Below are 12,957 nucleotides of genomic sequence, written 5' to 3'. Positions count from 1 at the left end.
TGCTGGTGGGCGGTCGATCAGGCCCGAATTGGGCTCGGCTGGAAAGAGTTTGGTAGATCGTATGAACCTGGAGCAGGCCCCCCTTTCCTTCGGACAGCAGCGACTGTGGATCCGCACCGAGAACGGTCAGGCCAGCGTGGCCTACAACGAGGCGGTGGCGTTCGAGCTACGCGGCGCGGTCGATCACGAGGCCCTCCGCCGCGCCTTCGACGCGCTGGCCGCCCGCCATGCCGCATTGCGCACCCGCCTGGTTCCGATCGACGCCACGATCCATCAGGTGATCGATCCGCCCGAGACCGGCTTCGCGCTGGAGATCGTGGATCTGACCGAATCTTCCGACGCCGCAGCGCGTCTGGCCGAACTCCGCCTGCACAACGCCGGCGCACCGTTCGATCCGGTGCGCGGTCCGCTGGGCCGGGCCCACCTGGCGGTCCTGGCCCCGGATCGGCGGGTACTGCTGATCACGGTGCACCACATCGTCTACGACGGCACGTCCAGGACGATCCTGCTGCGCGACCTCGGCACGTTGTACGCGGCGATGCTGCGCGGCGTCGAAGCCGACCTGCCGCCGTTGCCCCAGCAATACGCGGATCATGCCCGGTGGCAGCGGCAATGGCTGGACGGCGACGAGCCCGCCGCCCAAGCCGCCTACTGGGCGCGTACCCTGGCCGGCGCCCCGCCGCTGCTCGAGCTGCCGACCGATCGACCGCGTCCGCCCGAACAGGACCATCGCGGTGATCGGGTCCGGTGCGCGCTCGACGAGCGTCTCGCCACCGGCCTGCGCGCGCTCGCCCACGCCCACGGCACCACCCTGTACGCCACCGTGCTGACCGCTTGGTCGGTGTTGCTGTCCCGGCTGAGTGGCCAGGCAGACCTGGTCGTCGGGGTGCCGACGGCCAACCGCGGGCGCGGGCAGCTGTCCGAGGCGATCGGATTCTTCGTCAACACTGTCGCGGTGCGGGTCACCTTGACCGAATCACCTAATACGACAACGCTTCTCGGCCAGGTGCATCGCGCGCTGCGGGGTGCGCTCAAGCATGTCGACCTGCCGTTCGAGCAGGTGGTGGAGCTGATCAATCCGCCCCGCAGCCCGGCGCACACGCCGGTGTTTCAGACCGCGTGTGCGCAGTTTCCCCCGCTGCGCGGGAGGCTGCAGCTGTCCGGCGTCGAGGTCGAATCGCTCGACATCGACGACGCGCCAGTCAAATTCGATCTGGCGCTCGGATTGGTAGACGAGGACGACAGTCTCGTCGTCGAGCTGGAATACGCCACAGCACTGTTCGAACGGGCGACCATCGAACGCTACGGCCGCTATCTGCTGCGTGCACTGGAACAGATGGTCGAGGACCCGGGCCGCGCGGTTGCGGACCTGGCCCTGCTCGATCCCGAAGAGCGGCGAACTGTATTGGGGCAGTGGAGCATCGGTGAGCCGACGATCCCCTTCGCTCCTGGTGGCGTCATCCGCAGATTCGAGGAACAGGCGCGGGAACGGCCGGATCAGCTCGCGCTCGTGTGCGGCACGGAGCAGCTCGACTACGCCACGTTGCAGCGGCGGGTGCACCGGCTCGCGCACGCCCTGATCGCCCGCGGCGTCGGCCGCGAGCAGGTGGTCGGCCTGCATGTGCGCCGGTCGTCGGCGCTCGTGGTCGGCATGCTCGCCATCTTCGAGGCGGGCGCGGCGTATCTGCCGCTGGACCCCGCCCAGCCGACCGATCGGCTGTCCGCCATGGTCGCCGACGCCGGTCCGGCCCTGGTGCTCAGTGACGTCGAGACCCGGCCGCCGTGGTGGCTTGAACTGACCGCGGTCGAGCAGGAGTCCGATCGCGACGACTTCCCCGGCGTCGAGGTCGCGGCGGCGAACCTGGCCTATGTCGTGTACACCTCGGGGTCCACGGGCAGGCCGAAAGGCATCGCGGTGCCGCATCGCGGCCTGGTCAACCTGCTCGACCAGTGGTTGCAGCGCTTCGGTGCGCTGCCCGGCGCACCGGCGTCGGCCTGGTCGAGCATCGGCTTCGACGCCTCGCTGCAGGAGATGTTGCTGCCGTTGACCACCGGCGCGATTCTGCACGTGGTGCCCGAGCAGTTGCGGGGTGATCCGGCGGAGCTGCTGGATTGGCTGCGGGTGCACCGGGTCGAACAGGCCTTTCTGCCCCCTGCCTTCGTTCGATGGATCGATGAGGATCCGCATCAGCGGTTGGCCGGATCGGCGTTGCGGCAGGTGAAGTCCGGGGTCGAGGCGCTCTCGGAGATCGCGTTGGCGCGGCTGCGGGAGGTGCTGCCCGGACTGCGCGTGCTCTACGGCTACGGGGCGACCGAGACCACGGTCTACAGCTCGGCCCACATCGATCCGGAACCGCGGCAACGACCGTGTCCGATCGGTCGCCCGCTGCCCGGCACCCGCATGTATGTGTTCGATCAGCGGCTGCGGCCGGTGCCCGCCGGGGTGGTGGGCGAGGTCTACGTCGCCGGGGCCGGCGTGACCCGCGGATACCTGAACCGTCCCGATCTGACCGCCGAACGATTCGTCGCCGATCCGACGGTGGTCGGCGAGCGCATGTACCGCACCGGCGACCTGGCCCGCTGGCGGCACGACGGCACCGGCGAATTCGTCGGTCGCAGTGACGATCAGGTCAAGGTTCGCGGGTTCCGGATCGAGCCGCGGGAGGTGGAGACGGCGCTGCTCGCGGTGTCGGGCGGACGCGAGGCGATGATGCTGCTCGACCGCGCGCCGAACGGGGAACCGCGCCTGGTCGCCGCCGTCGCCGGGGGCGGCGCGGGGCGATCCGCGCACGACTGGCGAACCGCGCTGTCGGAGCTGTTGCCGGACTACATGATTCCCGCCGTCGTCGCCGAGATCGACCCGTTTCCGTTGAACCGCAGTGGAAAGCTGGACCGGCCCGCGCTGCTGGAGCGGATCCGTGCCGAGCACGCGGCGCGGGTGAATACCAGCAGCCCGCGCGAACACGTGGAGATGGCGCTGTATCGGATCTGGCGGCGCGTGCTGGTGCATCCCACCATCGGGATCACCGACAACTTCTTCGACGTCGGCGGCACCTCCATCTCGGCGATCCGGGTGGCCGACGCCATCGCCGCGGAGTTCGGCCGGCCCGTGCCGGTGCCGGATCTCCTGCGGTATCCGACGATCGAGGCGTTCGCGGCACATCTGCGCGCGGACGTCGACGTCACGCCGGACAGCACCGCCATCGATCTGCGCCTGGGCACCGGACGGCAGCGGGTGGTGTGCGTGCATCCGGCCGGCGGCACCGCCTTCTGCTATCTGCCGCTTGCCGCGGCACTGCCGGAGACGACGACCGTGCAGGGGATGCAGTCGCCTGGGATCGATCCTGGACAGACGCCGCTGCCCAGCGTGGAAGCGATGGCTGAGCGGTATCTGAAGCTGATCGATCCGGATCCGGCGGAGTCGGTGGTGCTGTGCGGGCTGTCCTACGGCGGGTTGGTGGCCTACGAGATGGGCCGTCAGCTGACGGCGCAGGGGCATGCCAAGGTGAGCGTGGTTCTGCTCGACACGAACGGCACCGAAGATCCGGCGGCGATCGAACCCGTTGGGGCCGAAGAGTTTCGGGAAAAGCTGGTCCGGTTCAACGGCATGTACCCGGGCATCGATGATGCGCAGATCGAGCGGTATCTGCGGATCTACAACCACAACCGGATGACCGGGTGCAGCTATCGGCCGCCGGTGTCGGCGGCGCGAGTGGTCTTCATGCAAGCCGTGACCGGATCGGCCGATACGCCGGAATATGCGGCGGCGGCAGAGTTCTGGCGTGAGCGGGCCGAGGGCGGGTTGTCCGTGGTGCCGGTGGAGTGTGGGCACTGGGAGATGCTGGAAGGTGATCAGCTGCCTCGGGTGGCCGAGCTGATTGTCGCTGAACTGGTTGAGCTTTCAGCTTCCGTGATGGAGTCGTGATGGGTGCTGATCCGTCTGCTGCTGGTGTGGCTGTCGCAGTGCACGATCAGGCCCGGCGCGCGCCGGACGCGGTAGCTCTGCGCGACGGGGACCGAACCCTGGATTACTCGACTCTCGACGCGCTCGGCGCGACGGCCGCGCAGGCGTTGGCCGACAACGGTATTCGGCCCGGTGATGCCGTCGCGGTGGCGCTGCCGCGCGGATGGCAGCTGGTCTGCGTCATGCTCGGCCTGCTGCGGTTGGGTGCCCAGGTGGTGCCGCTGGATCGGCAGAGTCCGCCGGATCGACGAGGTCACATTCTCCGTGACTCGGGTGCGGTGGCGGTCGTGCACGACGACGGGGCCGAGCTGTCGGAATCGCTGCTGTCGCTGCCGGTCTCGACGCTGCTGACCGGCGATCGAGTCGTGGCCGGAGTGCCGGGCGAACCGGCCGCGGCGTCGTTTCTCTTCTACACGTCGGGCACGACCGGGCTGCCCAAGGGCGTCGTGGTGCGCGACGCGGGAATCCTGCGGCTGGCGCGGCCCGGCTACATTCCGATCGCGCCGGGCAGACGCTATGCGTGCCTGTCCAATCCGGCGTTCGACGCGCTGAGCTTCGAGGTCTGGGTGCCCCTGGTGACCGGTGGGTGCTGCGTGATCATCGATGACGCGACCGCGCAGACGCCGGACCGGCTGGCCGCCACCTTGCGCCGCGAACGCGTCGACACCGTATTCACGACGACGGCCCTGTTCAACGCGGTGGTCGACGCCGTCCCCGAGTGCTTCGCCACGGTCGACCAGGTGCTGGTCGGTGGCGAGCAACTCAACGTCACCCTGATGCGCCGGTGGTATCGGGACAACGCCGATGCGAGCACTCAGCTGCACAACGTGTACGGGCCGACGGAGACAACGACTTTCGCGCTGTGCTACCCGATTCCGCGGGAGTATTCGGCGGATCGGGTGCCGATCGGGCGACCGCTGCCGGACACCGGAGCGCTGGTGGTCGTGCCCGATACCGAACGGGCCGCCGTCGCGGGCGAGGTCGGCGAGCTGTATCTGTCCGGTGCGGGAGTCGCGGTGGGATACCGCAATCTGCCCGAGGAGACCGACCGGCGTTTCGTGCGATTGCCGTGGCACGACGGCGGTCGGGAACGGTTCTATCGCACCGGCGATCTGGTGTCCCGTAACGCGGAGGGGGACATCGAATACGTCGGCCGCGTCGACCGGCAGGTCAAGGTGCGTGGTTTCCGGATCGAGCCCGGGGAGGTGGAGCGGCAGCTCATGGCGCACCCGGGAATCCGGCAGGCGTACGCGTGCACCCGGCGCACCGGCGAGCACGGGCCCATGGAGTTGCTCGCCTACTTGGTAACCGAGCCGGAACTGACGTTCTCGGGGGTGGATCGGCACCTGGCGACAACTGTGCCGACCTACATGCGACCGCATCGCCTCTACCGGGTCGACGCTCTGCCGTTGACGGCTAACGGCAAGGTCGATCAGGCCGCGTTGCTGAGCCGCGCCGATCAACCGTGGCGGGCGGACACCGCGGCAGCGGAGGTCGCGCCCTGGCAGCGGGCGGTGCTGGACGTGATCGGGCAGGTGTTGGGGCTGCCGGATCCGCGTCCCGGTGATCGGTGGATCGCGTGTGGCGGTGATTCGCTGGCGGCGTTGCGGTTTCGACACCTCGTGCAGCGGCGCTGGGGGTGCGATATCCCGCAGGGGCTGGTGTTGCAGGCGGATTTCGCGGAGTTGGCCGCCGCCGTCGATGCCGCACGCGGTAGTTCGTCGTATGCGGCGCTGCCGAGCCCCGCCGAGGCGGGTACCGCACCGGCTACCAGCGAACAGCAGCGAATGTGGTTGTTGCAGCAGCGATCACCGCGATCGCGGGCCTACCATGTGCCGTTGGTGTTCCAGGTGGACGGTGCGGTGGATGCCGAGGCGCTGCGTAGATCCCTGCGCGCACTGGTGGTCCGGCATCCGGCCATGCGGACCGGGTTCACGGCCGCGCCCGAGGGGCTGCGGCAGGTGGTGGGTGACCCGTACGACCCGTGGGTGGAACCGGATGCCGGGGCCGCTCGCGACGAACGTACGCGACGCGACTTCGTCGATCGATTCTTCGGTGTCGCTTTCGATCTCGCGCAGCCGCGCATGCTGGCCGCGTGCTGGCTCGCGCACGACGGTGGCGGCACCCTGCTGCTGCGGTTGCATCACATCGCGGTCGACGGCTGGTCGCTCGGTGTGCTGTTCGCCGACCTGTCAGCGGGCTATGCGGGCGAGTTGCCCGAAACCCGTGGCACCGCACCGACTCCGCTCGACTTCGCCGTCTGGCAGCAAGAATGGTTCGCCGCCAAGGCATACCAAGCGCAACGGAGCGAATTGGCCCGCTACTACGCGAATGTGGAGCCGGCGAACGATCCATTGCGGCCGGTGCGGGAACGATCCGGCTCGGCCGCGCGGTTGAGGCATACCTCGCTCGAAGCCGATCGCCACGGCCGGGTGGACCGGTTGTGCGCCGATTTGGGGCTCACGCGTTTTCAGGTGTTGCTCGGTGTCTTCGCGTGGAGCTTGTACGCGGTGACCGGGCGGACCAGGTTGCGGATCGCCGCGCCCGTCGCCAATCGGGCACTGTCGGAATTCGAAACCAGCGTAGGCATGTTCGCCAACACGGTGCTGCTGCCGTTGACGGTCCGGCCGAGCGCCGAGGCGAGCGATGAGCTGCGGCGGCTGGGCGAGTGCATCAGGGAGGTGCTGGACCGGCAGGACGTGGCGTTGGCCGATGTCCTCGCCGATACCGAATTCGCGAGCGGCAGTGCGCCGTTCGACACGCTCTTCGTCTTGGAGAACACCGATTTCGGTGCGCTGATCCTGCCTGGCTGCACGACGCGTCCGCAGTGGGTCGCCGCACCCGAGGCCAAATGCCCGCTGACGCTGTCGGTGGTCGACCGCGGCGACGGGATGGACCTGCTGTGGGAGTACGCCGAGGATCATTTCGACGAGGCCGAGGCGAAGGCGCTGGCCGAGGTGTTCGAGCGTGGCCTGGATGTGCTGCTCGACCACGGCACCGAAAAGCCGTCCGACCTCGCGGCCGCCTACCGCAATGCATTGCCGGAGAACGGGCGCGGCGCGTCGGTGCCGTTGTCGTTCACGACGGTGGCCGGGGGATTCGCCCGGCAGGTCGCGCTGACGCCGGACGCGCCTGCCCTGTGCTTCGGCGGGCGCACGGTGAGCTATGCCGAACTCGACGCGTTCGCCGCTGTGTTGGCAGGAGAAATCTCTGTACGCCAAGCGCTTTCGGCAGATGGTGACGGGCTTCGCTGTGTCGCGCTGTTCTTCGAGCCGTCGATCGAACATGTGGTGTCCCTGCTGGCCTTGGCTCGCCTGCACCTGACCGCGCTACCGCTGGACCCGGCGTACCCGCCCGCGCTCCTGCATCAGATGCTCGAGCAGGCTCAACCGCTATTCGTGCTGCTGTCGCCGAACTCGGTCGCGGCGTGGGATGCGATCGACGGCGTCATCGCCCGCCACCCCGTCACACTGTCTCCGGATACCAAGCCACAGCACGAATTGCCCGGCGGTGTAACCGAAAACGCGGCGAGCGGCACGCAGCCGCTGTACATACTGTTCACCTCCGGCTCCACCGGGACGCCGAAGGGCGTGCAGGTGCCCGATCGCACACTGTGCAATTTGCTTCGGTGGCAGACAGATTCGGGTCAGCTGGGCGCCGCGGCGGTGACTCAGCAGTTCTCCGCGCTGTCGTTCGACGTGTCGTTTCAAGAGATCTTTTCCACGCTGTGCGGTGGGGGCTGCCTGCATCTGGCGCAGCCGCAGTGGCGACACGACATGCCTGCGCTGTTGGATCAGCTGGAGTCGGCCGGAGCCGAGCGAATCTTCTTGCCTTACGTGGCATTACAGCTGTTGGCCGAGCACGGCGTCCAGTCGGGGCGATATCCGGCGCGGCTGCGTGAGGTGATCACGGCCGGGGAGCAATTGGTGTCCACCGACGCGATTCGGCGGTGGTTCGCGGGGCTGCCTGCGGCGCGGCTGTTCAATCATTACGGGCCGACGGAAACCCACGTGGTGAGCACCCTGTGCCTGGATGCGGATCCGATGCGGTGGCCGGAGCGGCCGTCGGTCGGGCGGCCGATCGACAATGCGGTGCTGCGGGTGGTGGACGAAGCCGGTCTGGTGGTGCCACCGGGGGCGGTGGGGGAGTTGCTGATCGGTGGTCCGATGGCGACGCGATGTTATCTGGGTGATTCGGGCGCCGACCGGTTCGTGGAGGTGCCTGGGGTAGGGCTGTGCTATCGGAGTGGTGATCGAGCATTCGTCGATCGAGAAGGCCTGGTGCACTTCGTCGGTCGGGATGACGAGCAGATCAAGGTGAGCGGGCATCGGGTCGAGTTGGGGCAGCTCGAGGTGGCGCTGTTGCGTTATCCGGGAGTCGTGCAGGCCGTGGTGGTGCGCGATGGCGGCGCGCTGGTGGCCTGCCTACAGTGTCGGGGCACGGTCCCGGAAGTGTCCGAGTTGACGGCGCATCTGGCGCGGTTGCTGCCCGGTCCGGTCAGCATCGATCGGTTCCGGGTGGTGGCGGAGCTGCCGCGGACCCCGAGCGGCAAGCTGGATCGGCGGGCCGCCGCGGGCACGCCGGGCGAGGACTTGATCCGGACCGTCGCGACAACGGCGTGGTCGACCCGCGAAGCAGAACTGGCGGCGGCGTTCGAGGCGTCGACCGGGGTGCCGATCGGTCCCGATCAGACCTTCTTCGGCGCGGGCGCAACGAGTTTGGCGTTGATGCGATTCCATCTGCATTGCAGTGCCGAGCTGGGACTCCGGTTCACGGTCGCCGACCTGTTCGAGCACGTCACCATCGGCGCGCTGGCACGGTTCGTGGATGGATCGAATGTGCCTGCGGCGCAGATTCCGCGCGAGGTGGCGGCGGTCGATGAACCGATAGCGGTCATCGGCATGGCGGTCCGGCTGCCCGGTGCGGACGATGTGGCCGCGTTCTGGAGCATGGTGCAAACCGCCGGGCGGGGGATCGAATTCTTCGACGCCCCAACCGGTGTGGTGGGTGCGCGCAGTCAGCTGGCCGGTCTGCTGGCCTTCGATCCCGCCCATTTCGGCATCAATCGGCGCGATGCGGCGCTGATGGATCCGCAGCAGCGTCACCTGCTGATGAATTGCGTACAGGCGCTTGCGCATGCGGGCATCGCCGATCCGTCCGACGGGCTCGTGGGTCTGATCGCCGGGTGTGGGGAGAACACCTATTTTCAAACGATGCTGCGTGAGGCCGATCCGGCGCTGCTGCCCGACGAATTCCAGCTCGCGCAGCACCACGACAAGGACTTCCTCACCACCAAGGTCGCCTACCATTTGGGGCTGACCGGTCCGGTGTTCACCGCGCAGGCCGCGTGCGCGAGTTCGCTTGTCGCCGTGCACCTTGCGGCGGGCATGCTGCGCAACGGCGAAGCGGAGGTGATGCTCGCCGGTGGGGTGCTCGTCGATCCGACGCTCGCCGACGGGTATCGATACCGGCCGCAGCACATCTTCTCGCCCGACGGGCATTGCCGACCGTTCAGCGACGATGCCGGCGGCACGATCGGGGGCAGCGGCGTGGGTGTGGTGGTGCTCGAGCGGCTGTCGGCGGCGCGGCGCAACGGCCACACCGTCTACGGGGTGATCACCGGCTCCGCCGTCAACAACGACGGCTCGGCCAAACTCGGATACAGCGCTCCGGGGCTGGCCGGGCAGCGTGCGGTGATTCGTACCGCGTTGCGCCGCAGCGGCCGTCGTGGTGACGAGGTCGCCTACGTCGAGGCGCACGGAACGGGCACCCGGCTCGGTGATCCGGTGGAGGTCGGGGCGCTGCGTCAGGCCCTGGAGTCGAACGAGGCGGGCGGTTGTGCGCTGTCGTCGGTGAAGAGCCAGCTCGGCCATTTCGGTGCGGCGGCGGGCGTGATCGGACTGATCCGCGCCACCCTCGCGCTCCATCATGAAGTGATCCCGCCGACAGTGGATTTCCGGGCGCCCAACCCGCAGCTCGTCGCCGACCTCGCGCCGTTCTACGTTCCCACGGAACCGCGACCATGGCCGGCCAACCGGCCGCGGGTGGCGGCGGTCAGTAGTTTCGGTATCGGTGGTGTCAACGCGCACGTCGTGCTCGAGGCCGGTCCGGATGCCGCAGCCGCACCCAAGCCGCTTGCCTGCCTGATGCTTTCGAGCAGCAGCGAAGTGGCACTGCGGACCGATGCGGCGCGGGTCGCCGAGTATCTGGCGGAGTACCCGCAGGCCTATGAACAGGTGCTGCGGCACTTGCAAGCGGGTCGACCCGATCGGCGTTGGCGAATGGCCGCGGTCTGTGTGGATGCGGCCGATGCGGTGCGGTGGTTGCGGGCCGGAGAGGTCGTCGCTGCGGACCCGGTCGCTGAGTCGGTGTCGGCGTCGTTGCCGTCGGCCGAACTGGTCGCGGCTTGGTTGTCGGGCCGGTACGTCGCGTGGCCGAGTGGGCCGGCGCAGTCGCCGTGGAACTTCCCGCCGCCGGCCTTCGATCTCGCCGACTTCGATTTCCCGCGCGCGAAGCAGGTTGTGCAACAGCCGGAGTCGGTAGACGAGACCGGGCCGCGTCGACTGCCTGAGGCTGACTGGCTGCATCAGCCGCACTGGGTGCGGCTGCGTCGCGCAGGTCGTCCGCCGGTGTCGCCACGGAATCGACTGCTGGTCCTGATGACAGAGGGTCCAGCAGACCCCACGTTGGTTGCGGCCCTCGAGCAAGCACATCTCCGCGTAGTGCAAGTCGTCGCCGAAGACGCGTATCGGCATGCGGGAGATGACCTTTTCGAGGTCGACCCCGCGGATTCGGGCTCGCTTCGGCAGGTGCTCGACGTGCTTGCCGAGACCGAGTGCGACGGCATCGACTGGGTGCACGCGCTGCCCTTGAGCGTCGCCGGGCCAGTCGGGCCGGACAGCGTCGAACGAGCGAGTTGGGCGTGTGTCGATACCTCGGCCGCGTTGCTCCGGGCAGTGTCGGACCACGCTGTAGCACAACGTGTTCGAGTGTGGTGGTTGTCGGTGGAGGCTCGCTCGGTGGATGGTGCGGTGCGGCGGCCGGAGCTGAATCTCTTGGCCGGGGTGTGCGAGGTGGGGACGCAGGAGACGGGTGTGCCCGGGTCCTGGATCGACCTGCCCAGGACGGCTCCGAGCGAATGGGCCGCAGCGCTGGCTGAATTGACGAGCGGATTCGACAGTGGCGCCGAGGCGCCGAAGAATCTCGCTCTGCGGCAAGGGTACTGGTGGCAGCAGTTGGTGTCGCCCGTCGCCGTGGACGCGACAGATACCGTATCTGTCACGGAAGGCACATATCTGATTCTCGGCGGGACCGGCGGCATCGGCGCGAGTGTGGCGGACTGGCTGCTGGACAACGGCGCGGGCCGAGTCCTCTTGCTGGCGCGGCACGCACGCATTCCAGAAGTGTTGGCGCGCTGGGCAGATCGGGTCGAGACGATCGATGCGGATCTGGCCGAGAGCGACCTCGACGTGCTGATGCGGCGCATCGGCGAACGAGTGGACCGGCTCGACGGCATCATTCATGCGGCCGGTGTCGCGGCGGGCGGGCTGATCGCGCGCCGAGACCCCGCCGCGGCGCGGCAGGGGAGCGCGGCCAAGCTGCGGGGAGTTCTGCTGATGGAGCGCCTGATTCAGCAGCATCGACCCGCCCTCGCGGTGTACTGCTCGTCGATGGCGGCACGGTTCGGCGGAATCGGCCAGCTCGACTACGCCGCCGCGAACGCGCTGCTGGACGGTTTCGCCAGCTATCGGGTCGGAGCCGACGACACCACGCAGCGGGTGAGCATCGGCTGGGATGTGTGGCGGGAGACGGGAATGGCGGTGCGCGCCTTGCCGACTGACGCCCGGCATCGCGCGCATCTGGCCGTCGGCCTCACCGATCAGGAGGGGCAGCGGGTGTTCGCGCGCGCCGTCGGCGTGCAGCTGCCGCAACTGCTGGTCTGCACCACCGATCTGGACGACGCCCGCTCCTTCTATGCCGCTCCGGCGTCCGACACAACACCGGCGGGGAGTGGTGTGGCGGTCGAATCGGCGGAACGGCTGCTCCGCGCGGAGCTGTGTGACGCCCTGGGCCTGGACGATCTCGACCTGCACGCATCGCTCTACGACCTGGGCGCCGACTCGCTCACCATGCTCGATCTGCTGGACACGATCAAACAGCATTTCCACGTCGAGCTGGACCTGGCCCGGCTCAGCCATCGGGTGAGTCTCGACGAGGTCCTGTCCCGGCTCATCGAAGCGGCGGGAACGGCCGGGCCGGAGGACGTCGTGCTGGACGTCTGGCAGGAGGGCACCGGATCGGACGTGGTGTGTCTGGTGCATCCGGTCGGCGGCGACATCCAGGCCTATCGGGCGCTCGTCTCGGCATTGGCCCCGCAGCTGACCGTGTGCCTCATCGCCGATCCGGCGCTGCGGCAGGCCACCGCGCCGAGTTGGACGCTGAGCGAGCGTGCCCACCACTATTACGACGCGCTGCGTACCCGTTTTCCGGCCGAGGAATGGCGGTGGCAGTTGGCCGGCTGGTCCTTCGGTGCCTGGGTGGCGATCGGGATGGCCGCCGAAGCGGAGGCAGCCGGGGGGCCCGCGCAAGGGCTGCACCTGATCGACCCGCCACCGCCTGGAGCGAGTGCGTTGGTACGCGCGTACGACCAGGCTCGGCTCGACGACGTCTTCGCCCAGGAGCTTGACCACGCGGGGGCTGCGGCGGCGACCGCCTATGCCGAACGACTGGCTCGGTGCTGTCGCGCCAACCTGAACAGCATGGTCGAGCACCGGCTTCCGCGCCTGGCGCACACCCCGAGCGAACTCTGGCTCGCCGAGCAGTCAGGGGCCGATGGGCCGACTTCGGCTGCACAGCAGCAGGATTGGCCTGAGCACCTGGGTGCGGAACCCCGCTGGCATCGGCTGGACACCACACATTACGGGATCGTGCGACCACCGCACGCCCCGGTGATCGCCGAGGCGATCAACGAGGCGGCCACGCGGTAGGTGCCG

Annotated in this window: 2 protein-coding genes; both read left to right on the top strand. The window is 68.7% G+C overall.

Annotated elements, in window-relative coordinates; all coding sequences use genetic code 11:
• The first annotated feature begins 61 nt into the window (after window positions 1–61).
• A complete protein-coding gene (locus AB0M22_RS38245) occupies window positions 62–3,925 on the top strand; it encodes an amino acid adenylation domain-containing protein (protein ID WP_364737335.1) in 3,864 nt (1,287 codons plus the stop codon).
• Between the two features lie 26 nt (window positions 3,926–3,951).
• Window positions 3,952–12,951: an amino acid adenylation domain-containing protein gene (locus AB0M22_RS38240; RefSeq protein ID WP_364737333.1), complete on the top strand. Its 9,000-nt coding sequence runs from the start codon at window positions 3,952–3,954 to the stop codon at window positions 12,949–12,951.
• Window positions 12,952–12,957 lie beyond the last annotated feature (6 nt).

The organism is Nocardia sp. NPDC051756 (assembly GCF_040681495.1).
Classification (GTDB): domain Bacteria; phylum Actinomycetota; class Actinomycetes; order Mycobacteriales; family Mycobacteriaceae; genus Nocardia.
This window is presented reverse-complemented; position numbering and strand designations above follow the sequence as displayed.